The organism is Pseudomonas sp. GL_090, from assembly GCF_057837765.1.
Window position 1 is genome coordinate 4,903,729 of the sequence record NZ_CM174452.1, and the last position, 26,203, is coordinate 4,929,931.

Below are 26,203 nucleotides of genomic sequence, written 5' to 3' on the forward strand. Positions count from 1 at the left end.
CAGCCTAGGCAGCCGATCGCTTTGCAGCAATCACCTTATACGCCACGTGCAGTGACCGTTGCGCTCAATCGTCGGGCATGAAAAAACCCGCCGAAGCGGGTTTTCTCATTACAACAAGGCTTACTTGGCGTTAGCTGGGGCTACCTCTTCGACGTGGCCCAAAACATCATCTTTAGGCTCGTCGGCAATGCCACGACCGCCCGAAGCCAGCTCGGCTTGCAGCACGTCGGTGTCCAGTTCCTTGACCCACTTGGCCACAACGATGGTGGCCACGGCGTTGCCGACCAGGTTGGTCAGGGCACGGGCTTCGGACATGAAGCGGTCGATACCGAGGATCAGCGCCAGGCCGGCAACCGGCAGGTGGCCGACGGCGGACAGGGTGGCAGCCAGTACGATGAAACCGCTACCGGTCACGCCCGCAGCGCCTTTGGAGGACAGCAGCAACACCACCAGCAGGGTGATCTGGTGCGTGATGTCCATGTGCGTATCGGTAGCCTGTGCAATGAACACCGCGGCCATGGTCAGGTAGATGGCAGTACCGTCGAGGTTGAACGAGTAGCCGGTCGGGATCACCAGACCCACGACAGATTTCTGCGCGCCCAGACGCTCCATCTTGATCAGCATGCGTGGCAGTACCGATTCCGAAGAAGAAGTACCCAGCACGATCAGCAGTTCCTCACGGATGTAGCGGATCATTTTCAGCACGCTGAAACCATGAATGCGAGCGATGGAGCCCAACACGATCAGGATGAACAGCAGGCAAGTGATGTAGAAGCAGGCCATCAGTTGACCCAGTTGCACCAGCGAGCCGACACCGTAGGCACCGATGGTGAAGGCCATGGCACCGAAGGCACCGATTGGCGCGAGCTTCATGATCATGTTGATGATGTTGAACATCACGTGGGCAAAGCGATCGATGAAGTCCAGCAGCGGCTTGCCGTAGGCACCCAGGCGATGCAGGGCGAAACCGAAGATCACCGAGAACATCAGCACTTGCAGGATGTCACCGGTGGCGAAGGCGCCGACGATGGTGGCCGGGATCACGTTCAGCAGGAAGCCGACGACGCTTTGGTCCGCACCAGCTGCAACATACGTGGCAATTTTGGAGGCATCGAGGGTGGTGACATCGATGTGCATGCCATTGCCCGGCTGCACGATGTTGACCACGACCAGACCGACCAGCAACGCGATGGTCGAAACGATCTCGAAGTACAGCAGCGCGTAGCCGCCGGTCTTGCCGACCGCTTTCATGTCCTGCATGCCGGCGATACCGCTGACGACGGTGCAGAAGATGATCGGGGCGATGATCATTTTGATCAGCTTGATGAACCCGTCACCCAGCGGCTTTACCGCCACACCGAGCTGCGGATAGAAGTGACCGAGCAAAATACCGATGACAATTGCAACGATCACCTGGAAATACAGGGATTTGTACAGTGGCTGACGAGTCGTCATTGCAAAGTTCCTCAAGGGTGCCCGGTGACAACATCCATCTGTTGCCCGCAACACCGCAATTGCGAACCCTCCTGCACTGGAGGGATTTGTTTTTTCGAGCTGCGCAACGGCAGGCATCTGCATGTTGTATCGCAAGGCCCGTGCCACCTTCCGCAAAATCCCTGCAAGCCTTTTGATCTCAGGGGGCGCAGCGAATTCCCTGTTATCGGATGGATACAAGCATGTGGCGGATTTCCGCCCTTCCATTAAAAGTCGTCCTGCTATTTGGCGGATATCCGCCCTGTTCATGGCCGCGGCGCGCAGCTACCATCCGTCGATCAACGGTCAGATCTGCTGCCATGCGCGAACGCACCATTGCCAGTCATTTCGCCCGCGCCGCCCTGGGTGGTGCGCGTCGGCACGGCTACGACTATTCGGGCCTGCTACAGCAACTGAGCATCAGCCCCGAGTTGCTGGACGAGCCCCGGGCACGCATCGCTCCGGAGCAATTCGCCCAACTGATTCAGGCCTTATGGCTGGCACTGGACGACGAGTACCTGGGGTTCGGGCAAGCCCCAAGCAGGCCGGGCAGCTTCGCGATGATGTGCCATGCCGTGATTCACTGCCGCAACCTGGATAAGGCACTCCATCGCGGCTTATTGTTTTATAGCCTATTCCCCGGGGCTCCGCGTTTGACCCTGAGCCGCGAAGATGAATGGGTGCGCCTGAGCCTGGACGACTCGCAACTCTGGGACCCGGATCATTTCCTCAGCGAAAGCCTGCTGGTGATCTGGCACCGTTTCGGCAGCTGGCTGATCGGCCAGCGCATTCGCCTGGAGCAGGCCACGTTCAGCTACCCCCGGCCGGAACACGGCGCCGAGTACGACCTGCTGTTTTCCTGCCCGCTTGAGTTTTCCATGCCCCAGAGCAGCCTGTTGTTTCACAGCCGTTACCTGGCCATGCCGCTGTTACAGGACGAACGCACCCTCAAGCATTTCCTCGAGCGCTCCCCCGCCGACCTGCTCTCGCGCCCGGACGATGGCGACAGTTTGAGCAGCCGCCTGCGGCGCTTGCTCAGTCGCGACAGTTCACACTGGCCCGACCTGGAAGCCGTGGCCGCGCACCTGCACATCAGCCCGCAGACCTTGCGCCGGCATTTGCGGGAAGAGGGTTCGAGCTTTCAGGAGTTGAAGGACCAATTGCGCCGGGACATCGCGATTTATCACCTGAGCCGCGCCGACCTGTCGTTGCAACAGATCGCCGAGCAATTAGGGTTTTCCGAGCCGTCGGCGTTTCACCGGGCGTTCAAGAAGTGGACGGGGCTGACGCCGGGGGCCTATCGAGCTCAGGAAAACTGAGGTTCAAGGCTCAGCTACCTGGTGAACTCACTGACTTCATCGCGAGCAGGCTCGCTCCCACATTTGACAGTGTACTAAACCACCGGAAAATGAATCCGGAACGCCGCCCCGCCCATCGGTGAATCCCCCAGGGTCAGCTTGGCGCTGTAACTTTCGATGATGTCCTTGACCACCGCCAGGCCGATGCCCTGCCCCGGGTGCTGACGGTCCAGGCGCTCTCCGCGCTCGAGAATCCTTGCGCGCTGATCCTGTGGTACGCCAGGGCCGTCATCCTCGACACACAACTCGGTGCCGCTGAGGGTTTCACGAACGCTGATGCGTATTTCGCCCAGGCAAAGGCGATAGGCGTTTTCCAGCAAGTTGCCCATCATCTCCAGCAAAGCGCCCTGCTCGATCGGTACGTAGCACGGGTCGGGCAGGTCGAACGCGACGTGCACGCGCTTGTCGCGATAGACCTTGTCCAGCGTGTCGCACAGGCTCTTCAGTACCGGTCGCAAGTGCACCTGATGACGTACCAGACCGCTTTTGCGCAGGCTGGCGCGCTGCAACTGGTAGCTGATCTGCTGGCTCATGCGTTCGATCTGGGTTTGCAGCACCCAGGCCTGATCGCGATCCTCGGGCCGCTGGGCCATGTCTTCACTGACGCCTTGCAACACCGCCAGCGGCGTTTTCAGGCTATGGGCCAGGTCGTCGAGGGAATCACGGTAGCGACTGCGCTGCTCACGCTCGCTGTGCAGTAAACGGTTGAGGGAACCGGTCAGGCGCAGCAATTCCCGGGGATGTTCCTCACTGAGGCTTTCGCGGGTGCCACCTTCGATCTGGTCCAGTTCCTGGCTCAAGCGCCGCAATGCCTGCAAGCCCCAGGTCAGGCCGATCCACAGCAACGCCAGCAGCACCAGCAGTGCCGCGCCAAAACCCAGATAGAGATTTTCCCGCAGGCCTTCGAGGGTCAGTTCGTACTCGCGAACCGGCTGCAATGCCACGATGCTGAAGGCTGCACTTTTGCCGCCGAGCAACTTGACCTCGACGTCGTAGACGAAGAATTCCTGACCGCTGGCTTCGCGGATCCGTGCAAACTCGCTGCCACGTCCGTCGTAGCGCGGCCTGTAGTTGATGCGTTCTTCCTGGGTCGCTTTCGAGCGCCAGACCAGATGCCCTTCACGGTCATAGATGTAGCCGAGCAATCGGCTGTCGGTGAGGTTGAAGCGCTCGTCAGGCAATTGCGCCGGCATCTGCAGGCTGTTGTTCTCCACCCGGGCGGCCGAGATCAGCGTGGTCACGTCGGATGCCAGGCGCTGCTCGATGGAATCCTGCAGCGCCAGGCTGAAGGCACCCTGCATCGCCGGCAGCAACGCCAGCATGAACAACACCGCCAACAGCGTGGCGGCAAGCATCAAGCGTATGCGCAGCGAACGGATCAAGTGCAACGCTCTTTGAACAGGTAGCCCAGGCCGCGCACGGTGTCGATCGGCTTGAACCCGCCCGGCCCCTCCAGTTTGCGGCGCAGACGGCCGACCAACACCTCGATTACATTCGGATCACGCTCGTCGTCATCCGGGTAGAGTTGTTCCATCAAGCGATCCTTGGGCACCACTTGCTGATGATGGCGCATCAGGTATTCGAGAATGCGGTACTCATACGCGGTCAGTGCCAACGGCTGTTCGTCAAGGGACGCCTGCTTGCGGTTCAGATCCAGCAGTAACGGACCAGCGACGATGGTCGACTGGGTGAAACCGCTGGAGCGCCGCAGCAAGGCATTCAGGCGCGCCTCCAATTCTTCGAACTGAAACGGCTTGACCAGGTAATCATCGGCGCCGGCGGCCAGGCCTTCGACCTTGTCCTGCCAGTTGCCGCGCGCGGTGAGGATCAGAATCGGGAAGGTTTTGCCACTTGAGCGCAACTGGCGAATCAGGTCGAGCCCGCTCATGCCCGGCAGACCGAGGTCGATCACCGCCAGGTCAAAGTTGAACTGTGCGGCCTGGTACAGCGCCTCTTCGGCGTTGGCCACGGACTCGACCACGTGGCCGCTCTCCGTCAGGCGGGTTTGCAGGTGATGACGCAGCAGCGCTTCATCTTCGATGACCAGCAATTTCATATTGCTCTCCCGGGCAAATCAACATCTCCATAGGCACAACGTCGCACCTCGATAGCTAACATGGCAACGGTCACTGTAGGAGCGAGCTTGCTCGCGAAGACGGCGTCACAGTCAACATTGATGTTGCCTGACACACCGCTTTCGCGAGCAAGCTCGCTCCTACAGGCTTCGCGTTGGCGCATGCCCTTGTCAGAAAGCGTAGTTGGCGGACAGGTAAGTCTGGGCGCTGCTGGTCAGGTCCAGCGAACCCTGCTTGCTGCCGCCGCGCTCACTCATCTCGGTGCTGGCGTTGCTGCGCAGGTAACGGTAACCCAGTTCAACCGAAGTGTTCTGCGAAACCTGTTGCAGCACACCCACCTGGCCACCGATGGCGTAGCCGATATCGCTGTCGCGGCTGAAGCCTGGCGACTCCTGAGTCATTTTGGTCAGGCCGGCCGTGGCGCCACCGAACAGCCTGGTGCTGCCGCCCACCGGGTAGAACAGATCGTAGCTGCCCAGGAGGTTTTCCTGACGAAGTTTAATGCCGTTGTGGGAGCCCGACACATTGTCGTAAGTGGCGTAGTAGCGGCCCTTGGTGTTTTGCTGGCCGAGACGAACACCCCAGGTGGTGTCCTTGCCGATCACGCCATCGGCGTTCGGGTGATTGAGGTTGTCGTTCAGGGCGTGGGATTTTTTGACCTTGTCGCTGGTCTGTCCAAGAGTCAGGCTGGCGAAGTTGTCGTCGGACGCGAAAGCTGCGGTGCTTGCGCCCAGAACCGTGAATGCCAGAAGCAGTTTTTTGAATCCAGTCATTGGGGAGTTTCCTCATGTGCCGTTTGTTTTTTGGGTACGGGGCAAGGTTACGCACCGCGCCCTGAACTCCCCCTGAACACATTCTGAACCTGGGCTGAACCGACCCGCCCCGAGTATTTCGAAACGTTTCAACAGCAGATCCGACCATGCAATGGACAAGGCCAGCGCCGACTACCAATGCGTCAGAAGCTTTGCACTACCCAGCCTCAAGCCAACCCGGCAAAATGCCTGATATGAATCCAACCCCCGCCCTGCCCGTCTGTTGCACCCCCCTCGATGACCATTGGCCACTGCCGTTTGTGCTGCCCGATACGGTCCTGTTGAGCACTCACTTCGATAGCACCCAACTGGCCAGCGATGACTTTCAGCGCAGTGCTGTCGAAGCACCGGCGAGCATCCAGCGCTCGGTGGCCAAACGGCAGGCGGAGTTTCTCGCCGGGCGAGTGTGCGCCCGGGCCGCGTTGCAGCGACTCGAAGGCTTGAGTTTCATTCCCGCCATCGGTGAAGACCGGGCACCGGTCTGGCCTGCTCATATCACTGGCTCGATTACCCACAGCACTGGCCGGGCCGCGGCGATCGTGGCGAACAAAAGCCATTGGCGCGGCCTGGGCATGGACCTGGAAAACCTGCTCAATGCCGAACGGGCCGAACGCCTGGCCGGGGAAATCCTCAATCCGCCGGAGCTCCAGCGCATGGCGGCGGCTGATCACGATCAACGGGCGTTGCTGGTCACCCTGACTTTCTCGGTCAAGGAAAGTCTGTTCAAGGCGCTCTATCCGATCGTTCGGCAACGCTTTTATTTCGAACAGGCCGAAGTGCTGGAGTGGCGTGAATCGGGCGAAGTGCGGTTGCGACTGCTCACTGACTTGTCCAGCGAATGGCGCAATGGCACCGAGCTGGATGCGCAGTTCGGGGTCAAGGACGGGCAGTTGTTGAGTCTGGTCAGTATCAAGGCCTGAGGTTAATTGGCGCCTGTCAGGCCGCCATCGCGAGCAGGCTCGCTCCTACAGGGATTTGTGGCGTGACATAGATCCCTGTAGGAGCGAGCCTGCTCGCGATGGGGCCCTATCAGACAACGCAACATTTCAGCGCTTTTCCTGATTTCTCGGCCAGCTCAGGCTGAAGCACGCTCCGCCCAGGCTCTTGCTCTTGCCGATCAACGCGCGCCCGTCATGCCAATGGATGATGCGTCGCACAATGGACAGGCCTAACCCATGACCTCCAGATGCACGGGTGCGGCTGTCGTCGAGGCGCAGGAACGGCGTAAAGATCTTCTCCCACGCCGACTCCGGCACGCCCGGCCCGTCATCCTCGATATCCACCCGGCAACGCTGCTGCCCCACCTGATAGCTGATGGTCACCCGTGATTGCGCATGGCGCATGGCATTAGTCACCAGGTTCTGGATCGCCCGATGCAGGTAGCGCGGTTCAGCCTCGACCCAGGCGTCGTCGTTATCGGCGGCCGACAGGCACAACCCGCGCTGCACCGTGACGTCGGCACGCAACGGCGCCAGCTCTTCGATCACCTGATCGACCAAGGCATCCAGATCGATCCGCTGAAAATTCAGCGCCGGCGAGCCCTGCTCCAACCGCGCGTAGGTCAGCATCTCGTCCACCAGCCGGTCGAGGTCCTCGATGTCGTGGTCCATGCCCTGGCAGTATTTTTCCAGGGCTTGCGGCGTGGTGGCCGAACCGATCATCTCCAGGCCAAAACGCAGGCGCGCCACCGGCGTGCGCAATTCATGGGATACCGCGCGCACCAGTTCGCGCTGGATCGCCAGCAACTGCTGCAAGTGTTCGGCCATGCCGTTGAACGCCGAGGCCAGTCGTCCCACCGAGTCCGCACCGCGAGCGGGTACGCGGGTTTCCAGGCTGCCCTTGGCGATGCGCGTGGCGGCGGCTTCGAGGCCACGCAAGCGTCGCTCGAGCTGGCGCACCAGCAGATAGACGATCAATCCGATCAGCGACAGGCCCAGGGCGGCGATCAGCACCAGCCACTCCGGCGGATAAGGATTCATCTGATACAACGGGCCGATTTCCAGGACCCACGGCGTGCCGACCATGCCGGCAAACACCCGGATCGAATCGCCCCCCTTGCCCAGCGCCATCACCGTGTCGCCCTCGGACACCCGGCGGCTCTGGTCTTCGTCCATGTCCGCCTGGTCGACCGTGACCAGCCGCAGGTCGAAGCCGAAACCCTTGCTTTCCTTCAGTTGCGCCAGGCGTAAGGGCTGGTCGGCAACCGGGGTACGCACCAGCTCATCGGTCAACAGGTAGATGGTCGCCCGGGCCAGTTGTTCGCTGATCTGCTGCACTTCCCCGGTGAGCATCAACTGTTCCTTGTCGCTGACCAGCTTGTAGACCTTCGCCGCGTGCGGCCCGGTCTGTTCCACCAATGCCTGGCCGCGCAACACACGGGTGCGCTGGGTCAGGTCGAGGTCGGTCTCGGCAAAGGTTTTCAGCGCCAGCGGAATCCCCAGCAGCCGCTCCCACACCAGCAAGGCCCGGTGGCGCTCGGTCTGGTTCATCGGTTGCAGGTTGTCGGCCATCAGTGAGAACGTGCCATGGGCCAGGCGTTCGCGGTATTGCTCGCTGCGCACCTCATTGAGCAGGTGCAACGCCAGCACACCGAGCACCGCCACCAGAATCAGCGCGGCGCACATGCCGCCATAGATACGCAGGAAGATCGAGTTCACAGGGACGGGTCTACGCAAGCCTCGGGAACGAACAGATAGCCTTTGCTGCGCACGGTTTTGATCAGCCGTGGATGCTCCGGGTCATCGCCGATTTTCGGGCGGATGCGCGAGATGCGCACATCGATGGAACGGTCCTGACCGTCATAGCCGATGCCCCGCAGCGCGGTGAAGATTTCTTCCCGGGAGAGGATGCGCCCGGCATTGGCCACCAATAGCCAGAGCAAGTCGAATTCGGCGCTGGTCAGCTCGATGCCGTTGCCCTGCAACCAGGCTTCGCGCAAGGCGTTGTCGACGATCAACGGGCCGAACTGTAGACGCCGTTGTTTTTCCGGGGCGACTTCGGGCGTTTCACTGCGTCGCAGCAACGCCTGGATGCGCGCCAGCAACAGGCGCGGACGTACCGGTTTGCAAACGTAGTCGTCAGCCCCCAGGTCCAGGTCGAGAATCTGGTCAGTGTCATCGGTGCGGGCAGTGAGCATCAGGATCGGGCCGTCATAGCGGGCGCGGACCTTGCGGCAAATGCTCAGGCCATCTTCACCGGGGAGCATCAGGTCGAGGATCACCAGGTCCGGCTGTTCCTTGATGATGCGATTCGCAGCAAGCGCGCCATTGCCTTCGATCGATACACGCAGGCCATTGGCTTCCAGGTAATCGCGGGTCAGTTCGGCCAGTCGCTGGTCGTCCTCCACAATCAATACCTGCCAGGCTTCTTGCTCCACGGGTGACCTCTGCTTGCCAAAAACACTAATAAGGAAGGTTCCGCCCGTCTTTTTGTAATGATTCGGGGGGACAAATATGTATACACGCTGGGCCGATTGTATAAACGCCGCCCGTCGAGAACACAAGCGGGTAAATGCGTTCGGACGACAGGGTTTTTTGTGATAGGGTTCGCGCCCTTAAAAATCCGAACGGCTGTTTTCAATCGCTGAAAATCAGTGAAAAACAGTCCGCTCCAGCTAGCTCGCGGCCTACACGCCCGTTCCATCTTTCACACACAATTTACGCACAGGTTTATCCACAGGCAGTACGTTGCAACCCCCTCAAAAACGCATTATCTTGTACCTGGGCGCTAAAAAAACCCTACATGTAGGGTTTTAGCTGAAAAGCCCAACCACATTTCAGACCACAAACTCAAGCGCTTTATCGCCAGTTTTGGTTGAACCAAGCACGATTTTACAAGCCCAAACCGCACAGGCGGATGGCACCGTTTTTTCAGGCCCGAATGGCCAGAACGGTACGGGTGTTGCAGTCATGACAGGCACCCTGAGAAAGGAATCCGGCTTCGAGCTCAGGCTCGGGGCCAAAGACTTCGGCACGGAAGCGGCATCATTAGCCTTTTTCCTACTGTCCCGAAGTTGTTATGCCCGACGCCATGTCGGTTGTAGTGCTTCAGGACAGAACGGTGGGCACCGTGATGGTGCCCAAACAAACATAGAGAATGTGGAGACACCCCCCCATGCAAACCGACACAACTCGCGAGAACCCGCAGGGCACCTTGCCGCAGGCCGCCGATTCGAATCCGGATCTGTCCGCCACCGCGCCAGGCCAGCTGCGTGTGATCAAGCGTAACGGCACTGTCGTTCCCTACACCGATGACAAAATCACCGTCGCCATCACCAAAGCGTTCCTCGCAGTTGAAGGCGGCACCGCTGCTGCCTCGTCGCGAATCCACGACACCGTTGCCCGCCTGACCGAACAGGTCACCGCGACCTTCAAGCGTCGCATGCCTTCGGGCGGCACCATCCACATCGAAGAAATCCAGGACCAGGTCGAACTGGCCCTGATGCGTGCCGGCGAGCAGAAAGTCGCTCGCGACTACGTGATCTACCGTGACGGTCGTTCGAAAGAACGCGCTGCCCACGCACCGGCCGAAGAAGCGGTCAACGCTCACCCGTCGATCCGCATCACCCGTGCCGACGGCAGCCTGGCGCCGCTGGACATGGGCCGCCTGAACACCATCGTCACCGAAGCGTGCGAAGGCCTGGAAGAAGTCGACGGCGACCTGATCCAGCGCGAAACCCTGAAGAACCTGTACGACGGCGTGGCCCTGACCGACGTCAACACCGCCCTGGTGATGACCGCCCGTACCCTGGTTGAACGCGAGCCGAACTACTCGTTCGTCACCGCCCGCCTGCTGATGGACACCCTGCGTGCCGAAGGCCTGGGCTTCCTCGAAGTGGCCGAGAGCGCCACTCACCACGAAATGGTCGACCTGTACGCCAAGGCACTGCCGGCCTACATCGCCAAAGGTATCGAGTTCGAACTGCTGAACCCTGTGCTGGCCACCTTCGACCTGGAAAAACTGGGCAAGGCGATCAACCACGAGCGCGACCAGCAGTTCACTTACCTGGGCCTGCAAACCCTGTACGACCGCTACTTCATCCACAAGGATGGCGTGCGTTTCGAACTGCCGCAGATCTTCTTCATGCGCGTGGCCATGGGCCTGGCGATCGAAGAGAAGCACAAAGAAGACCGCGCGATCGAGTTCTACAACCTGCTGTCGTCCTTCGACTACATGTCGTCGACTCCGACCCTGTTCAACGCCGGTACCCTGCGTCCACAGCTGTCGAGCTGCTACCTGACCACCGTGCCGGATGACCTGTCGGGCATCTACCACGCGATCCACGACAACGCCATGCTGTCGAAATTCGCTGGCGGCCTGGGCAACGACTGGACGCCGGTTCGTGCGCTGGGTTCGTACATCAAGGGCACCAACGGCAAATCCCAGGGCGTTGTTCCGTTCCTGAAAGTCGTGAACGACACCGCCGTTGCCGTTAACCAGGGTGGCAAGCGCAAAGGCGCTGTGTGTGCCTACCTGGAAACCTGGCACATGGACATCGAAGAGTTCATCGAACTCCGTAAGAACACCGGTGATGACCGTCGTCGTACCCACGACATGAACACCGCCAACTGGATCCCTGACCTGTTCATGAAGCGTGTCTTCGATGACGGCAAGTGGACCCTGTTCTCGCCATCCGAAGTACCGGACCTGCACGACCTGACCGGCAAGGCCTTCGAAGAGCGTTACGAGTACTACGAAGCCCTGACCGAGTACCCGGGCAAGGTCAAGCTGTTCAAGACCATCCAGGCCAAAGACCTGTGGCGCAAAATGCTGTCCATGCTGTTTGAAACCGGCCACCCATGGCTGACCTTCAAAGACCCGTGCAACCTGCGCAGCCCACAGCAGCACGTGGGCGTGGTCCACAGCTCGAACCTGTGCACCGAGATCACCTTGAACACCAACAAGGACGAGATCGCCGTTTGCAACCTGGGCTCGATCAACCTGCCGAACCACATCGTCAACGGCAAGCTGGACACCGCCAAGCTGGAACGCACCGTGAACACCGCCGTGCGCATGCTCGATAACGTGATCGACATCAACTACTACTCGGTGCCGCAAGCGAAGAACTCCAACTTCAAGCACCGTCCGGTCGGACTGGGCATCATGGGCTTCCAGGACGCTTTGTACCTGCAGCACATTCCTTACGGTTCCGATGCTGCCGTGCAGTTCGCCGACACTTCCATGGAAGCGGTCAGCTACTTCGCGATCCAGGCGTCCTGCGACCTGGCTGACGAGCGTGGCGCCTACGAGACGTTCCAGGGCTCGCTGTGGTCCAAAGGCATCCTGCCGCTGGATTCGCAACAGATCCTGATCGAGGCCCGTGGCCAGAAGTACATCGATGTCGACCTGAACGAATCCCTGGACTGGGCACCGGTTCGCGCCCGTGTACAGAAAGGCATTCGTAACTCGAACATCATGGCCATCGCACCGACCGCGACCATCGCCAACATCACCGGCGTCTCGCAGTCGATCGAACCGACCTACCAGAACCTGTATGTGAAATCGAACCTGTCGGGCGAATTCACCGTGATCAACCCGTACCTGGTTCGCGACCTGAAGGCTCGCGGCCTGTGGGACTCGGTCATGATCAACGACCTGAAGTACTACGACGGTTCGGTGCAGCAGATCGAGCGCATCCCGCAGGAACTCAAAGAGCTCTACGCGACTGCCTTCGAAGTGGACACCAAGTGGATCGTCGACGCCGCCAGCCGTCGCCAGAAGTGGATCGACCAGGCTCAGTCGCTGAACCTGTACATCGCCGGCGCTTCGGGCAAGAAGCTGGACGTGACCTACCGCATGGCTTGGTACCGTGGTCTGAAAACCACTTACTACCTCCGTGCCCTGGCTGCGACCAGCACCGAGAAGTCGACCATCAACACCGGCAAGCTGAACGCTGTTTCCAGCGGCGGCAACCACGGTGACGACTCGGTCCTGGCAGCGCCTGCCGGCCCTGCTCCAGTGCCGAAGGCTTGCGCCATCGACGAGCCGGATTGCGAAGCTTGCCAGTAAGCTGAGCCCGTGAGCGCCGCAAGGCGCTTACTCGAAACCCCCGATCAGCCTCTGGCGGGTCGGGGGTTTTCTTTTGCCCCAAGGAAAATGGTGCCCGGTCTGACACCATCGCGAGCAGGCTCGCTCCTACAGTTGATCGTGTTTATCTGGAAAGACCAGGTCTCCTGTAGGAGCGAGCCTGCTTGCGATGAGGCCGTCACCTCCAACACAAAACCATAGGCCACAAAAAAGCCCCTCTACGAGGGGCTCCTTGCACAGCACAATCCAGCATCAAGTCATCTGAATGATGGTCTGCATGATGGTGCTCTGGGTGGAGATGGTCTTGGCGTTCGCCTGGTAGTTGCTCTGCGCCTTGATCAAGTCGACCAGTTCGTTGGTCAGGTTGACGTTGGACTCCTCCAGGGAGTTGGAAACGATCGAACCCAGTGTGCCGGTTTCCGGCGCATCGTAGCCCGGAATACCCGAGTTGTAGGTTTCCTTCCAGCTAGTGCCACCCACCGGCTGCAGACCTTGTTCGTTGGTGAAACTGGCCAACGAAATCTGACCGATTGGCTTGGTCTGGTTGTTGCTGAAGTTGGCCAGCAGTACGCCGCTGCCGTCGATGGTCAGGTTGGTGATCTGGCCCGTGGCATAACCGTTCTGCGACGGAATCGAACGCGCGGTGTCGGCGTTGAACTGGGTGGTGTTGCCCATGGCGATGGTCAGGCCCGCCGGGTCGGCTGCTGCGCCGTTGGCTGTCCAGACACCGTTGGTGACGGTGCCCGGCGTCCAGTTGCTGATTTTCAGGTCATCGCTGGTGGTCGATGTTGGCGGGGTCGTCGGCGGCGTCACTGGCGTGGTGACCGAAACCAGTTTACCGGATGTATCAAATGTCATGGTCGAAGCAATTGGATCAACTGCACCCGTGCCGGTAGGCGAGGAGCCGTCCGGGTTGCGGCCATCGATCAGGGTGTAGGTATCCCAAGTGTTCGGCCCGGTCTTGACCATGTATTGATCCATGGTGTGCTGGTTACCCTGAGTGTCGAAAATCGGGGTACTGAACTGCTTGGTGAAAGTTGCCTGTTTGGTCGGATCGAATTTGTTGGTAGCGACCGACTGATCAATCACCACGGCCGTAGAGTTCAGGTTGATCGTGGACGAAACGGTGCTGGTGGATTTTGGCGCCAGATTGGAGGTGTCGATCCGCAGGTCGGTCAACACGCCATTGAGGATCTTGCCATTGGAGTCCACGCCATAACCCTGCAGACGAGCCGTACCGTCGCTGTTCGTCACGTAGCCATCCTTGTCGGTCTTGAACGTACCGGCACGGGTGTAGGTCAGCGAACCGTTGTTGCTCATGACGAAGAAGCCGTTGCCCTGGATTCCCATGTCGAGCACGTTGCCGGTGTTGTTCACGTCACCCTGGCCGAACTGCTGGGAAATGTTGGCCAGGCGCACGCCGTTGCCGACGGTCTTGCTGCCGGTGCCCAGGCGAGTTGCCGAGTACACATCTTCGAATTCCGCACGGGACGATTTGAACCCGGTGGTCGCGACGTTGGCGATGTTGTTGCCGGTCACGTCCAGTTGTTTGTTGGATGCAAAGAGACCGCTAAGGCCGATATTAAAAGACATAATCCACTCCTTTGTGCCGGGTTAGTCGGCCTTACATGCCAATGGTTTGTACTTTGGACAGAGCGACGGTACCCAGCCCGGCCAGATTGAGCATCAACTCACCGCCAGTCTGGCTGATGGTCACGCTGTTGACGGTCGCTGGCAGGTTGGTGATCAGTGCCACGGACTGCCCATCGATCGTGCTGGTAGCACCGAAGGTGTACGTACCTGCAGCGACCGTTTCGCCCGCGTCATTCTTGCCGTCCCAGATGAAGCTGGCGTTGCCTGCTTTCTGAGCACCCAGGTCGATGGTGCGTACGGTCTTGCCGTCCGCATCAGTGATCTTCAGGGTCGCGGCGGCCACCGACGATGGCACCACCACCGTACCGCTGAGGCTCTTCGACGTGTCGACCACAGCCTTGTCACCGGGTGCAATGACCGAACGCCCCACCAGCGAAGAAGCCTGCAATGCCTGGGACGAGTTGTAGTTGCTGGCCAGCCCGCTCACGGTGTCGTTGAGCGAGGTGATGCCTTCCAGGCTGCTGAACTGCGCCAACTGGGCCACGAAAGCACCGTTGTCTTGCGGCTCCAGCGGGTTCTGGTTTTTCAGCTGGGTCACCAGCAACTGCAGGAATGCATCCTTGCCCAGAGCTTTGTTGCCCGTGGCGCTGCCGGTTGCCGACGCAAGACCATCAGTCGTGGTGGTGGTCTTGACCGAAGAGTTGGCCAGGATGTCCTTGAGGCTCAAACCACTGGTGGAATCGGTAACACTCATCTGAGTCGCCCCTTATCACTGACCGAGGGTCAGGACCTTCTGCATCATGGTTTTGGCGGTGTTCATCATTTCGGCGTTGGTCTGGAACGAACGGCTCGCGGAAATCATGTCGGCCATTTCTTCAACCACGTTGACGTTCGGGTAGTAGACGTAACCCTTGGCATCGGCCGCCGGATGGTTCGGCTCGTAGCGAGCTTCGAGGTTGCTCTGGTCTTCGACCACACCCAGCACCTGCACGCCCTCACCGGCGGCGTCCTGGCTCTGGAACAGCGAGTCGCTGCCGCCGCTCTGCCCGCCCTGGAACATGGTGGCGAATACCGGGTGGCGCGCACGGTAGGTCTGGTCGATGCTCGACGAGACGGTCTCGGCGTTGGCGATGTTCGAAGCGACGGTGTTCAAGCGCGTGGTCTGCGCACTCATGCCGCTACCGGCAATGTTGAAAACACTGGATAGAGACATGGCTTACTCTCCGCGCAGGGCTGACACCAGCCCTTTGAATTTGCTGTTGAGCAGGGTGAAGCTGGCCTGGAAGCCGATCGCGTTTTCCGCGTAGTTCGACTGTTCGAGCTGAGCATCCACGGTGTTCTGGTCGATCGACGGTTGCATCGGCGTGCGATACAGCAACGATTCGTCGCCATTGCCCAGGCCTTCAGCCTCGATATGACGGCTGTTGGTCATGTTCAAGGCGAAGGTGCCGCTTTTGGTTTTCTCGTTCTGCTCGGCGAGCACTTTCGAGAAGTCCAGGTCCCGAGCCTTGTAGTTCGGGGTATCGGCGTTGGCAATGTTATTGGCCAGGACTTCGGCACGCTGGGCGCGGAAGCCCAGGGCTTGTTCGTGGATACCGAGCGCTTTATCGAAGCTGATGCTCATGTCGGGAAACCTTCGGGTGACCTGATTTTTCGTAGGATCCACTTAGCAAGCCCCATGCCAATTCAAAAACCCCCGAAAACCGGGGCTTTCCCGGACATGGCAACGCGGCAATGCCAGAAAAGCGGCAACGGTTTTCCGCCGCATGCCGCTTTTCTGCCGCCTCCTCACCCTTTCAGAACACCACCGGCCACTGTGTGCGAGCCTGCTCGCGATAGCGGTGTATCTGGCAAAGTTGAGTTCAACTGTCAGGACGCCATCGCGAGCAGGCTCGCTCCTACAGGAGAATGCAGTGCTGGCGAAAAATCAGCAGACAAAAAAACGGGAGCCCCTGAGGACTCCCGTTTTTTTGACAACACCAACAGAATCACTTCGCCTGGTAAATGATCCCCGGGCTGCACTGGACCATCTGGTAATGATCCGGCAAGCCGTTCAGCGCTTCGGAAGCACCGAGGAACAGGTAACCGCCCGGCTTCAACGTGCTGTGGATGCGCAACAGGATGTCCTTCTTCACCTCGGCGGAGAAGTAGATCAACACGTTGCGGCAAAACACGATGTCGAACTTGCCGAGGGCCGCGTAGCTGTCCAGCAGGTTGAACGAGCGAAATTCCACACGGCTCTTGATCGGTGCCTTGATCGCCCAGCGCCCCGGCCCTTTCGGGTCGAAGTAACGCTGCAGCCGCTCAGGCGACAGACCGCGGCCGATGGCCAGGCTGTCGTACTCGCCGTTCTTGCAGTTGTTCAGCATGGTGCCGGACAGGTCGGTGGCAACAATCTGCACCCCCATCCGCAACTGGCCCATGTTGACCCGTTCGAACTCGTCGATGGACATCGACAGCGAATACGGTTCCTGGCCCGACGAGCACGCTGCCGACCAGATGCGCAGGCGCTGGCCGGGACTGGCCTTGATCGCTTCGGGCAGTACCTTGTTCTTCAAGACTTCAAACGGGTAAGTGTCACGAAACCACAGGGTTTCGTTGGTGGTCATGGCATCCACCACCTGCTCGCGCAAACCGCTACGCGGCTGGGTCTGCATGCGCTGAACCAGTTCCCCCAAAGACTTGATGCCTTGCTGTTCCATCAGTTTATTGAGACGGCTGGAGACCAGGTACTGCTTGTTTTCACCGAGCAAAATGCCACAGGCTTTTTCCAGGAATACCCGGAACTGTTCGAAATCCAAATTACCCGTAGACAATGATGCCGCCTCTTAAATCGTGTTGACTGCCAGGGACACGGGCCCCTGGCTGATATCTGCTGCTTTGATCCGGTCGACTACCCGGGATGCCAGGTCATCAGGACGGAACTTGGCCAGGAAGTCATCGGCACCGACCTTCTTGACCATCGCCTGATTGAATACCCCCGACAACGAAGTATGCAGGATGATATGAAGCTTTTGCATGCGCGGGTCGTTGCGGATTTCCGCCGTCAGGGTGTACCCGTCCATCTCCGGCATCTCGATGTCGGAGATCATCATCAGGAACTCTTCTTCCGGCTTCTTGCCCTCGTCGACCAGTTTGCGCAGGTAGTCCAGCGCCTGCCGACCATCGTTCAACGCCACCACTTCGACGCCGACCGTTTGCAGGCAACGCGTGACCTGCTTGCGCGCCACCGACGAGTCGTCGACCGTCAGCACGCGCAACGAAAGCGCCTTGTGCTGGGTTTCGACATCCACCACACCGACGGAAATCGCTTCCGGCGTCGGCGCCACTTCCGCCAGCACCTTCTCGACGTCGATGATTTCGACCAACTGATTGTCGACCCGCGTCACCGCCGTCAGGTAATGATCGCGCCCGGTTCCCTTGGGCGGCGGATGGATCTCCTCCCAGTTCATGTTGACGATGCGTTCCACCGAACGCACCAGGAAACCCTGGGTCTTGGTGTTGTACTCCGTGATGATCACGAAGGGGTTGTGCTTGTCCTTCAACGCGCCGGAGCCGGTCGCCATCGCCAGATCAAGGATCGGAATGGTCGCCCCCCGGATGTTCGCCACGCCGCACACGACAGGACTGGACTTGGGCATCAGTGTCAGTTTGGGACATTGCAGCACCTCCCGAACCTTGAACACGTTGATCCCGTACAGCTGCTGGCCGTCGAGACGGAACAACAACAGCTCAAGGCGATTCTGCCCCACCAGTTGCGTGCGCTGGTTTACCGAATCCATTACACCAGCCATGCCAGACTCCTACGCCAACGCCAAGTGTTGTTGCGACGTGCCTTCATCACTAAACGGCACGGCGCTTGCTTTTTTAATCGTTATGAACACAGAACCGACATTTTTTCGACGCCTGACCACACCCTACCGCAAACGGCTCGGCGTGCTGGCGGCTGTTTGCCTGTTCAACGCTGGCAGCCCTGCCCTTGCTGACGCGGTTACCTTGCCTGACATGCTTATCGGCGTCACTCAGGGCTTTCTTGAATTCACCGTAGAAGACTATCTGGCGACCAGTCAAACGGAAGGTCGCTACGAGATCCAGGTCAACCCGCTCGATCCGCGCATGCACATGCCCATGTGCGACAAGGAATTGACAGCGACGCTCGAGAGTCCCAAGCCGCTGGGACGGGTCACGGTCAAGGTTCGCTGCGAGGGCGCGTCTCCCTGGACCGTCTTCGTACCCGCTCAAGTCCGCCTGTTTCGCGATGTCGTGACCAGCGCCCGGCCACTACGCCGCGCCGCCATTGTCGAGCCTGGGGATGTGGTCTTGCGCGAGCGCGATATCAGCCTGATCAGCCAGGGCTACCTGACCTCCCTCGATCAGGCGATCGGGCAGCGACTGACCCGACCAATGGTCACCGACCAGGTGATTACCCTGGTGAACATCGAACAGGCCGAAGTCATCCGCAAGGGCGATCAGGTGGTGATCACCGCCCGCAGCGGCACCCTCAGCGTGCGCATGCCCGGCGAAGCGCTGTCAAACGGCAGCCTGAGCGAACAGATCCGGGTGAAAAACCTTAATTCCCAACGAGTCATCAAGGCGCAGGTCATGGCGCCGGGGCAGGTGGAAGTGTCCATGTAAGGTCCTCTGTTGATCGGAATGTGGCGCTTGCCGCGGCTGTTCCCTAGACTGTGCTCCATGCAGGGCAAGCGCTGACGCGCGCAAGGTTCATTGATAAATGAGCCTAAAGTTTTCCAGGGAATGGCCGAAACCATGGCAAGCGTCCAAATTCCCAGAGGTTTTTTATCATGGTCATCGATTTCAGCCGTTTGAACAGCTCCTCGTCCCTGACGGGCAGTACACGTACCAGCGCCAGCAAGGAAAGCGCCGAGGCCGGCAAATCCGCGCCGCTGGAGTCCGCGGCCGAACAGGCCGGTACCGTCAAAAGCGGGGAATCGGTACATCTCAGCAATGAGGCTCAACAGTTGCAGAAGGTCACTGACAAGCTGCGCGATCAGCCTGCCGTCGACAACGCCCGCGTGGCCGAGTTGAAAGCAGCGATTGCCGATGGCAGCTATAAAGTCGACAGCAACCGTGTAGCCAGCAAACTGCTCAACTTCGAAGCCCAGCGCTAGGCCACCGCCGGCGCCAGGCTTTTGGACGCTTAAAACCCAAGGCCAGCCATGCACGACACAAATTTACTGCAACTGATCACCGACGACTTTGCTCCAGCGCAACACTTGCTGGAACTCCTGCAGACCGAATCCCTCGCATTGCATGGCCGCGACATGCCATTGCTCGAGAACATCCTGGCGCAGAAACAGGCATTGGTCGTTTTGCTCGAACAGCATGGCCGCAAGCGCAGTGAAATCCTCGCCAGCCTCAACCTGCCGACCAACCGCGGCGGTCTGGAGCAATTGGCCGGCCAGTCGAGCATTGGCGAGCAGTTGCTGGCGCAAAGTGACGTGCTGACCGATCTCCTGGCCCAGTGCCAGGCCATCAACGCCAACAACGGCCAGTCGATCCTCACTCAGCAGGCCGCGACGGCCACCCAGCTGAAAATCCTCACCGGCGGTGAAACCCCGGCGCTTTACGATGCCAGCGGAACATTCTCCAAGCTTGCCAAGCCGCGCCCGCTCAGTCAGGCATGAGCCGGTCAATGCCCCCGCTCTATCAAGACGCGCAACATACTGGCAAACTGCTAGCTTGCCGTAGTCAAATTTTGTCTGGAGATTGATTAACCGTGTCCAATGCCTTATCCGTGGATGATGCTCCGCAGCCACCCAAGGTGCTCTCCACGCCCTTGGAAATCTCCAGCAACCTGCGCCAGCTGCTCGAAAGCCATGACCCGCTGATCATCACGTTCCACGAGCGCAGCCAGCGCTTCCAGAGCTATCTGGTGGACCTGGACCGTGACAGCAACATGATCGCCCTGGACGAAATGATTCCCCGTGATGGCGAGCGCTACCTGCTGGCGGGTGAGCCGTTCAGGGTCGAAGGCTTCCACGAAGGCGTACGCATTGCCTGGGAAAGCAACGGCCAGTTGAACATCGACGAATCCGGTGGCAGCCGCTGCTATCGCGGCCCCCTGCCCGCTGAAGTGGTGTACCACCAGCGCCGCAATGCGTTCCGCGCCGCGCTGAAGCTGGCACAACTGGTCAACGTCAACCTCGACGGCGAAAAGCTCAAGGCGTCGATCAGCGGCAAGTTACTGGATATTTCCGCTACCGGCTGCAAACTGCGCTTCGACGGCGACATCACCGGCAGCCTGCAACTGGGTCAGGTCTACGACCGCTTCAGCGCCGACCTGCCCTTCGGCAAGATGACCGCACCGGTCGAGTTGCGTTATCTGCACTTCGAAGAAAGGATTTCCACCACCTTCGCCGGCGTTCGCTTCCACAACATGAGCGGGCTGGTGCAGCGCCAGGTCGAGCGCTTCGTCTACCAGTTGCAACGTGAAGCACGTCGCTTCGACAAAGACGACATGTGATAGAGCGTCAACAAAAAACGGGCAGTCCCTTGCGGTGACTGCCCGTTTTTTATGCCCTGGATTTAAGGCCTGGCCTCGCTGAGGTTAGGGTCCCGCCCTGTATCAGGGTCTTGCGGCGGCTGATCGGTTTCAGCTTCGGTGACAGTTTCAGGTTCTGATTCAGGCTCTGGCCCGGTACTCACCGGGTTTTGCATCTGATCCTGCACCACCTGCTCATCAACACGCGGGTCGAGGCAGGCCACCAGCGGTGAACTCGTCATGTTGTCCGGCATGGCCACGTGATGCAGCGGCGCGTCTTCCACCTGATGCAGGTTGGTCACCGCTTTCGGGCGAATCCGCCACACCAGCACCAACGCAAAGAAACTGAAAAACGCATAAAGCATCTGGCTGCCGAACAGCTTCATCAGCACGCCGGCCACCAGCGGCCCGATACTCGCGCCAACGCCGTAGGTCACCAGCAACATTGCCGTCAGGGACACCCGGCGATCACCTTCGACGTGGTCGTTGGAGAACGCCACTGCCAACGGATACAGGCAGAACTGCACCAGCGAACAGATAAAACCGGCGATAAACAGAACCTCCAGCGGCACCTGCGGCATGATCGCCAGCGGCAGTGCCGCCAGTGCCAGGCTGAATGCAAAACTGCGGATCAATACGGCCCGATCGTAGCGATCGGACAACCAACCCAGCGGCCACTGCACCAGCAACCCGGCAAAAATACAGCTACCCATGAACAGGCCGACCTGCTCCGTGGACAATCCCTGCTGCGAGGCATACAGCGGCGCCAGACCGTAGAACGAACCGACGATCAAGCCCGCCCCCAGCACCGTGCTCAATGACTGTGGCACGCGCTTGATAAAGAAGCGCGGCTCCATCGGTGCCGGGTGCAAGGGTGCCGGGTGAATCCGCCGCGTCAGGGCCACCGGCACCAGACACAGGGCGAAACACAGGGCGACCAACATCAGCAATTCAAGCCCCAGCCCTGGATGCATGACCAGAATCAACTGCCCCAGCACCAACCCCAGATACGAAGCGATCATGTAGCCACTGAAGACCATGCCGCGCTGATTGGCATCGGCCTGCTCATTGAGCCAGCTCTCGATCACCATGTACTGACACATCATGCCGAGGCCGACGATCACCCGCAAAAACAGCCAGGCCGGCAACCAGTCCACCAGGCCATGGCCGAGCACCGCCGCGCCAACGATCCCGGCACAGGCCGAGTAAGCCCGGATATGCCCGACCCGGGCAATCAACCGGTGACCGATCTTGCCCCCCAGCACCAGGCCGAAATAGTTGGCAGCCATCAGCGCACCGACCCACAGACTGTCGACATGGTCGGCAGCCAGGCGCAACGCCAGGTAAGTGCTCAACAGGCCCGAGCCGATCAACATCATCAGCGAGGCGAAATACAGCGCTCGAAAGGATTTCCAGATTTGGCGCATCGGCGTTCCGAGCGGCTCCTTGCAGTGAGAATCGGCTACCGCTAAACGATAGCCGGATGTCGATGGATCGTCAGGCCTGGGCTGCTAAAACACGCCGTTCCCAGGGAGTAATTTCATCATGGAAACTGGTCAGTTCCAGGGTCTTCGAAGCAATGTAGCCTTCGATGAATTCCACGCCAAACAGTTCCTTGGCCAACTGACTACGTTTCAGACGCTCAAGTGCCGCATGCAAGGTACACGGTAACGAAAGATTATCCGGCACTTCGAACTCACCCTGGATCGGCGCGCTCGGCTCCAATGCCTTTTCGATGCCATGCAACCCCGCCGCCAGGCTTGCGGCAATCGCCAGATACGGGTTGGCGTCGGCCCCCGGCAAGCGGTTCTCGACCCGACGGGCCACCGGCAAACTGGCCGGAATGCGCAGGCCCGCCGCCCGATTGTCGTAGGACCAACAGGCATTATTCGGTGAGGCGTAAGGGTGGCACAAGCGCTGATAGGAGTTCACGTTCGGCGCAAACAACGCGGTGAAATCGGCCATGCACGTTTGCTGACCGGCAATGAAGTGGCGGAAGATGGCCGTCTCCTGCCCCGCCTCATCGCTGAACACGTTACGCCCTGAATCGATCTCGACCACGCTCTGGTGGATATGCATCGAACTGCCCGGCGTATGCGCCAACGGCTTGGCCATGCACACCACGCTCAGGCCGTGCTTGAGGGCCACTTCCTTGAGCAGGTGCTTGAACAGGAACGTCTGGTCGGCCAGCAACAGCGGATCACCGTGCAGCAGATTGATCTCGAACTGGCTGACGCCCATTTCGTGCATGAAGGTATCGCGAGGCAGCCCCAAGGCCGCCATGCACTCGTAGACTTCATTGAAGAACGGCCGCAAGCCATTGTTGGAACTGACGCTGAACGCCGACTGACCGTCTTCGCGGCGACCGTCCAGCCCCAGTGGCGGTTGAAAAGCCAGGGTCGGATCGGTATTGGGGGCGAAGACAAAAAACTCGAGCTCGGTCGCCACCACGGGCGCCAGGCCGCGAGCCGCATAACGGGCAATCACCGCCTTGAGCTGGCCACGGGTCGACAGATTGGAACTGGTGGTGGTGCCCAGTTCATCCGCATCGCAAATGGCCAAGGCCCGCGGCGGATGGCTCCAGGGCAAGCGGTGGATTTGTGCAGGGTCCGGGATCAACGCCAGGTCGCCATCGTCGCTGCCGTAAAAACGTGCCGGCGGATATCCGCCCATGATGCATTGCAGCAGCACACCCCGTGCCATCTGCAAACGTCGACCGTCGAGAAAGCCCTCGGCGGTCATCACTTTGCCCCGTGGAACGCCATTCAAGTCCGGCGTGACACATTCAACTTGATCAATGCCCGTCAATCGCTGCGCGAGTGAACTCAGGCCAACGGTCGTCATGACGCTATCCTTGTTATTGTACGGGCCGCGAACGGCGACCGTACAAAATAGGCTCCGCGTGTTCGGAATTTCAAGCAGCGTCGTTAAATATGCTGCCGGTCAGGGCAGGTAAAGGCGAAACACTCCCCCACCCAATGGACCACCATTGCTGATTTCGGTACGCCCACCCACGCCGTTGCGCTGATGCAGCGCGGCAATTCGCCCGGCAAAGTACAGGCCCAGCCCGGTGCTGCCGGTGCTTTGATTGATGCCCTGCACGTAATCGGTCTGACGTTCGATCATCTGCGCCGGATACCCCTCGCCATCGTCATTGATGGTCAACACCAGTTGCCCGGCTTCGTCGCTGACGCTGATCAGAACGGCATGCCGCGCAAAACGAATGGCGTTGTTGATGCAGTTGGCCAATACCGACGCGATCAACTCACGATCGAAGAAACCCAGCGGGCTCAGCGGATCCACTTCAAAGGTGGCCATGATGCCGCGGCTGGCGAACACCTCCTGATGACAGGCCAGTTGCGCTTCGATGAAATCATCCAGTTCATGGTAGGCCGGTTGCAGCGGCATCTGGTTGACCCCGAGTTTGTACAATCCCAGCAACTGCACCAGCATGCCGTTGAGGTGAGCGAACTCGAAGTCGATCACGCCCTGCTCCGGCGTCTGCCGCGCCGTCTGCGGCAATCGCCCCAGCCACTGACTGTGGGCCTGCATCAGCATGGCCAGCGAGTTCTTCATGTCATGCACGGTAGAGGCGATCACCGTGGAAAAATCCAGTGCCTGTTGGTTGTCGTTCATTGACCAAGCGCCTTGCTTTTCAGCTTCTGGTAACGCGGATAGCGCGCGTCGGAGTCGGGCATCAGGCCGACCATTTTCAGGCAGGTCCGGCATTCTTCCAGCTCCGCCGAAGGAAGGTTGGTATCGGTGCCATGCAACAACGACTGCGCCAGGTTCAGGGCGATACTGATGTTCTTCGGTTGCATCGCCAGAGCCTTGCGGAATACTTGCCGGGCTTCCACCAGGTTGCCGGTCTTGTAGACGCGCACGCCCTGACGGTTGAGTTCCGCGGCGGCGTTGCCGGAATTGAGGATGCTCGGGTCGTCGGTCTGCTTGGCGATGTCCTTCATGACCACCGGATCGTCGCCGTAGATTTCCACGCAGTTTTTCAGCATCGCGGTACCGGCCTCGGTCTGCCCGAGCAGTTTCAGCTGCTTGGCCACCAGCAAGGCCGCTTCGGCGCTCATGAATTGCTCCATGCCGTCCAGACGCAACATGGCTTGCTCGGTGAGCTTGTCAGCCGTCTCTGCATCGTTGAGCAACAGGCTGGTGGCCTTCATCAGGCGCGCCCGGATTTGCAGGCCCGGATCGGAGGGGTTTTCCTTGGCCACGGCGCTCAACGTGGTGTTGATTTCCAGGCGGGTGCGCGTGTCCAGGCCCCGTTCGCTGCCCTTGCTGATCAACGCGTGAGCCAGGCCGAGGTTGCTTTCAGGATCCTTGAAACGTGATTGCGCGCCTTGGGCCACAGCCTGGCGATAGGCTTTGGAGGCAGTGTCGAAGTCCTCGTTGGTCATCGCCAGCTTACCGAGCAACGCTTGCCGGCGCACCGCCAGAGGCGACAGGCGAATCGCCTCTTCCAGGACACGCTGCGCCCCCTTGGTGTCCCCTTCGGCGACCAATACATCCGCCATGCCGTCATACAGCGACGGCATCATCGGGAAGACTTTCAGGGCTTTTTCATAAATGCCCTTGGCCTGCCCGACCTGACCGCGCTTGAACAGCAACTTGCCCAACCCGGCAAACGCCCATGGCAACGGGCGGTCGGCGATGATGCCGTCGTAGAGGCGCTCCAGCGCTTCGTTCTGATTCAGGTCGCGCAAGGCATCGGCGCGATAGCGCAAGCACAGTGGCGAATAGCGGATGTCTTGTTTGCACAGGGCGATGCAGGCGTTGAGCACCTCCATCGGCTTGCCGCGATCCAGGGCCTGCAGGATCGGCTTGAGCAAGGTCTTGCGCTGCTCCAGGCGCTCCAGGCGCTGGGCCAGGCTGGAGCGGTTGAACGGCTTGGTCAGGTAGGCATCGGGCTCATGTTCCAGTGCACTGAGCACCATGGCCTGGCTGGTTTCGGCGGTGACCATGACGAACACCGCTTCATGACTGATCAGCTTTTCTTCCATCAGGTCTTCGAGCACCTGCTGGCCGTTCTTCTTGCCGTCCCCCAGGTGAAAGTCCTGCAAGATGAAATCGTAGGCTTTCTGCGAGCACATTTTCAGCGCCTGCTCGCCGGTATCGGCAGTGTCCACTTCCTTGACGCCCAGTTCACGCAGCATCGACCTGACCGAACTGCGGAAGTCCGAGAAATCATCGACGATCAGAAAACGCTTTTGGTGATACGACAGCATCGAAGATTTCCAGGCAATTTAAGAAGAAGAACCCAAAGGCAAATACACGGACGGACTCAGCTTCGCAGCCCCTGTTTTGGCGCGCAGATGATAACGGGTGGCACTAGGCTATCAAACACCTTCTCAT

23 protein-coding genes are annotated in these 26,203 nt (G+C 59.8%); 7 read left to right on the forward strand and 16 right to left on the reverse strand.

Annotation, left to right across the window (positions count from 1 at the left end; translation table 11 throughout):
• Positions 1 to 120: 120 nt before the first annotated feature.
• Entirely contained in the window at positions 121 to 1,455 is a 1,335-nt protein-coding gene (locus AC3ITA_RS22035; RefSeq protein WP_414929081.1) for a dicarboxylate/amino acid:cation symporter, read from the reverse strand.
• 338 nt (positions 1,456 to 1,793) lie between these two features.
• On the opposite strand from AC3ITA_RS22035, the gene AC3ITA_RS22040 reads away from it, so the two are divergent.
• Entirely contained in the window at positions 1,794 to 2,792 is a 999-nt protein-coding gene (locus AC3ITA_RS22040) for an AraC family transcriptional regulator (RefSeq protein ID WP_489278364.1), read from the forward strand.
• A gap of 74 nt (positions 2,793 to 2,866) precedes the next feature.
• Here AC3ITA_RS22040 and AC3ITA_RS22045 read toward each other — a convergent pair whose 3' ends face one another.
• From AC3ITA_RS22045 to AC3ITA_RS22055, 3 genes are all read right to left on the reverse strand, one after another.
• Positions 2,867 to 4,213, reverse strand: coding sequence for an ATP-binding protein (locus AC3ITA_RS22045; RefSeq protein ID WP_095942685.1), 1,347 nt, complete (start codon positions 4,211 to 4,213; stop codon positions 2,867 to 2,869).
• The gene (locus AC3ITA_RS22050; RefSeq protein WP_489278365.1) at positions 4,210 to 4,887 is read right to left on the reverse strand and encodes a response regulator; all 678 of its coding nucleotides are present in this window, start codon (positions 4,885 to 4,887) and stop codon (positions 4,210 to 4,212) included. The genes AC3ITA_RS22045 and AC3ITA_RS22050 overlap by 4 nt, the downstream gene beginning before the upstream one ends.
• Before the next feature lie 189 nt (positions 4,888 to 5,076).
• On the reverse strand, positions 5,077 to 5,679 hold the full coding sequence (locus tag AC3ITA_RS22055; RefSeq protein ID WP_095942687.1) for a hypothetical protein: 603 nt from the start codon (positions 5,677 to 5,679) through the stop codon (positions 5,077 to 5,079).
• 233 nt (positions 5,680 to 5,912) lie between these two features.
• Between AC3ITA_RS22055 and AC3ITA_RS22060 the strand changes: the two genes are divergently transcribed.
• On the forward strand, positions 5,913 to 6,638 hold the full coding sequence (locus AC3ITA_RS22060; protein ID WP_224790002.1) for a 4'-phosphopantetheinyl transferase family protein: 726 nt from the start codon (positions 5,913 to 5,915) through the stop codon (positions 6,636 to 6,638).
• A gap of 126 nt (positions 6,639 to 6,764) precedes the next feature.
• Here the strand turns inward: AC3ITA_RS22060 and AC3ITA_RS22065 are convergent, their stop codons facing one another.
• Both AC3ITA_RS22065 and AC3ITA_RS22070 read right to left on the reverse strand, forming a co-directional pair.
• Entirely contained in the window at positions 6,765 to 8,375 is a 1,611-nt protein-coding gene (locus AC3ITA_RS22065) for an ATP-binding protein (RefSeq protein ID WP_095942689.1), read from the reverse strand.
• A complete protein-coding gene (locus AC3ITA_RS22070) occupies positions 8,372 to 9,094 on the reverse strand; it encodes a winged helix-turn-helix domain-containing protein (protein ID WP_489278366.1) in 723 nt (240 codons plus the stop codon). The genes AC3ITA_RS22065 and AC3ITA_RS22070 overlap by 4 nt, the downstream gene beginning before the upstream one ends.
• Before the next feature lie 737 nt (positions 9,095 to 9,831).
• Between AC3ITA_RS22070 and AC3ITA_RS22075 the strand changes: the two genes are divergently transcribed.
• A complete protein-coding gene (locus AC3ITA_RS22075) occupies positions 9,832 to 12,726 on the forward strand; it encodes a ribonucleoside-diphosphate reductase subunit alpha (protein WP_095942690.1) in 2,895 nt (964 codons plus the stop codon).
• A 270-nt stretch (positions 12,727 to 12,996) separates the two neighbouring features.
• Here the strand turns inward: AC3ITA_RS22075 and flgE are convergent, their stop codons facing one another.
• The 6 genes from flgE to AC3ITA_RS22105 all read right to left on the reverse strand — a co-directional run bounded on the left by flgE (position 12,997) and on the right by AC3ITA_RS22105 (position 18,131).
• Entirely contained in the window at positions 12,997 to 14,337 is a 1,341-nt protein-coding gene (gene flgE, locus AC3ITA_RS22080) for a flagellar hook protein FlgE (RefSeq protein WP_095942691.1), read from the reverse strand.
• 31 nt (positions 14,338 to 14,368) lie between these two features.
• Complete coding sequence (gene flgD, locus AC3ITA_RS22085) at positions 14,369 to 15,091, reverse strand: flagellar hook assembly protein FlgD (protein ID WP_095942692.1); 723 nt, start codon at positions 15,089 to 15,091, stop codon at positions 14,369 to 14,371.
• Between the two features lie 15 nt (positions 15,092 to 15,106).
• Positions 15,107 to 15,550, reverse strand: coding sequence for a flagellar basal body rod protein FlgC (flgC, locus tag AC3ITA_RS22090; protein ID WP_095942693.1), 444 nt, complete (start codon positions 15,548 to 15,550; stop codon positions 15,107 to 15,109).
• Between the two features lie 3 nt (positions 15,551 to 15,553).
• On the reverse strand, positions 15,554 to 15,961 hold the full coding sequence (flgB, locus tag AC3ITA_RS22095) for a flagellar basal body rod protein FlgB (RefSeq protein ID WP_008051530.1): 408 nt from the start codon (positions 15,959 to 15,961) through the stop codon (positions 15,554 to 15,556).
• Between the two features lie 364 nt (positions 15,962 to 16,325).
• Complete coding sequence (gene cheR / locus AC3ITA_RS22100; protein WP_095942694.1) at positions 16,326 to 17,153, reverse strand: protein-glutamate O-methyltransferase CheR; 828 nt, start codon at positions 17,151 to 17,153, stop codon at positions 16,326 to 16,328.
• 12 nt (positions 17,154 to 17,165) lie between these two features.
• Positions 17,166 to 18,131, reverse strand: a complete 966-nt coding sequence (locus tag AC3ITA_RS22105; RefSeq protein WP_095942695.1) for a chemotaxis protein CheV — start codon at positions 18,129 to 18,131, stop codon at positions 17,166 to 17,168.
• Positions 18,132 to 18,213: 82 nt separating this feature from the next.
• Between AC3ITA_RS22105 and flgA the strand changes: the two genes are divergently transcribed.
• From flgA to AC3ITA_RS22125, 4 genes are all read left to right on the forward strand, one after another.
• Positions 18,214 to 18,972, forward strand: coding sequence for a flagellar basal body P-ring formation chaperone FlgA (gene flgA, locus AC3ITA_RS22110; RefSeq protein WP_095942696.1), 759 nt, complete (start codon positions 18,214 to 18,216; stop codon positions 18,970 to 18,972).
• A gap of 167 nt (positions 18,973 to 19,139) precedes the next feature.
• On the forward strand, positions 19,140 to 19,466 hold the full coding sequence (gene flgM, locus AC3ITA_RS22115) for a flagellar biosynthesis anti-sigma factor FlgM (protein ID WP_056728065.1): 327 nt from the start codon (positions 19,140 to 19,142) through the stop codon (positions 19,464 to 19,466).
• A gap of 48 nt (positions 19,467 to 19,514) precedes the next feature.
• A complete protein-coding gene (locus AC3ITA_RS22120) occupies positions 19,515 to 19,982 on the forward strand; it encodes a flagella synthesis protein FlgN (protein ID WP_095942697.1) in 468 nt (155 codons plus the stop codon).
• Between the two features lie 92 nt (positions 19,983 to 20,074).
• On the forward strand, positions 20,075 to 20,821 hold the full coding sequence (locus AC3ITA_RS22125) for a flagellar brake protein (protein ID WP_095942698.1): 747 nt from the start codon (positions 20,075 to 20,077) through the stop codon (positions 20,819 to 20,821).
• Between the two features lie 62 nt (positions 20,822 to 20,883).
• Here the strand turns inward: AC3ITA_RS22125 and AC3ITA_RS22130 are convergent, their stop codons facing one another.
• From AC3ITA_RS22130 to AC3ITA_RS22145, 4 genes are all read right to left on the reverse strand, one after another.
• Positions 20,884 to 22,266 (reverse strand): MFS transporter, encoded by a 1,383-nt coding sequence (locus tag AC3ITA_RS22130; RefSeq protein WP_150672582.1) that lies wholly within the window; start codon positions 22,264 to 22,266, stop codon positions 20,884 to 20,886.
• A 70-nt stretch (positions 22,267 to 22,336) separates the two neighbouring features.
• A complete protein-coding gene (locus AC3ITA_RS22135; RefSeq protein ID WP_172435308.1) occupies positions 22,337 to 23,581 on the reverse strand; it encodes a glutamine synthetase family protein in 1,245 nt (414 codons plus the stop codon).
• A 201-nt stretch (positions 23,582 to 23,782) separates the two neighbouring features.
• On the reverse strand, positions 23,783 to 24,475 hold the full coding sequence (locus AC3ITA_RS22140; protein WP_150672580.1) for a sensor histidine kinase: 693 nt from the start codon (positions 24,473 to 24,475) through the stop codon (positions 23,783 to 23,785).
• On the reverse strand, positions 24,472 to 26,076 hold the full coding sequence (locus AC3ITA_RS22145) for a response regulator (RefSeq protein ID WP_414929083.1): 1,605 nt from the start codon (positions 26,074 to 26,076) through the stop codon (positions 24,472 to 24,474). The genes AC3ITA_RS22140 and AC3ITA_RS22145 overlap by 4 nt, the downstream gene beginning before the upstream one ends.
• Positions 26,077 to 26,203 lie beyond the last annotated feature (127 nt).

Coding starts and splice junctions, on each gene's coding strand:
- AC3ITA_RS22035 (WP_414929081.1), bottom strand. CDS start 1,455: ATGACGACTCGTCAGCCACTGTACAAATCCCTGTATTTCCAGGTGATC.
- AC3ITA_RS22040 (WP_489278364.1), top strand. CDS start 1,794: ATGCGCGAACGCACCATTGCCAGTCATTTCGCCCGCGCCGCCCTGGGT.
- AC3ITA_RS22050 (WP_489278365.1), bottom strand. CDS start 4,887: ATGAAATTGCTGGTCATCGAAGATGAAGCGCTGCTGCGTCATCACCTG.
- AC3ITA_RS22055 (WP_095942687.1), bottom strand. CDS start 5,679: ATGACTGGATTCAAAAAACTGCTTCTGGCATTCACGGTTCTGGGCGCA.
- AC3ITA_RS22060 (WP_224790002.1), top strand. CDS start 5,913: ATGAATCCAACCCCCGCCCTGCCCGTCTGTTGCACCCCCCTCGATGAC.
- AC3ITA_RS22075 (WP_095942690.1), top strand. CDS start 9,832: ATGCAAACCGACACAACTCGCGAGAACCCGCAGGGCACCTTGCCGCAG.
- flgE (WP_095942691.1), bottom strand. CDS start 14,337: ATGTCTTTTAATATCGGCCTTAGCGGTCTCTTTGCATCCAACAAACAA.
- flgD (WP_095942692.1), bottom strand. CDS start 15,091: ATGAGTGTTACCGATTCCACCAGTGGTTTGAGCCTCAAGGACATCCTG.
- flgC (WP_095942693.1), bottom strand. CDS start 15,550: ATGTCTCTATCCAGTGTTTTCAACATTGCCGGTAGCGGCATGAGTGCG.
- flgB (WP_008051530.1), bottom strand. CDS start 15,961: ATGAGCATCAGCTTCGATAAAGCGCTCGGTATCCACGAACAAGCCCTG.
- AC3ITA_RS22105 (WP_095942695.1), bottom strand. CDS start 18,131: ATGGCTGGTGTAATGGATTCGGTAAACCAGCGCACGCAACTGGTGGGG.
- flgA (WP_095942696.1), top strand. CDS start 18,214: ATGAACACAGAACCGACATTTTTTCGACGCCTGACCACACCCTACCGC.
- flgM (WP_056728065.1), top strand. CDS start 19,140: ATGGTCATCGATTTCAGCCGTTTGAACAGCTCCTCGTCCCTGACGGGC.
- AC3ITA_RS22120 (WP_095942697.1), top strand. CDS start 19,515: ATGCACGACACAAATTTACTGCAACTGATCACCGACGACTTTGCTCCA.
- AC3ITA_RS22130 (WP_150672582.1), bottom strand. CDS start 22,266: ATGCGCCAAATCTGGAAATCCTTTCGAGCGCTGTATTTCGCCTCGCTG.
- AC3ITA_RS22135 (WP_172435308.1), bottom strand. CDS start 23,581: ATGACCGCCGAGGGCTTTCTCGACGGTCGACGTTTGCAGATGGCACGG.
- AC3ITA_RS22140 (WP_150672580.1), bottom strand. CDS start 24,475: ATGAACGACAACCAACAGGCACTGGATTTTTCCACGGTGATCGCCTCT.
- AC3ITA_RS22145 (WP_414929083.1), bottom strand. CDS start 26,076: ATGCTGTCGTATCACCAAAAGCGTTTTCTGATCGTCGATGATTTCTCG.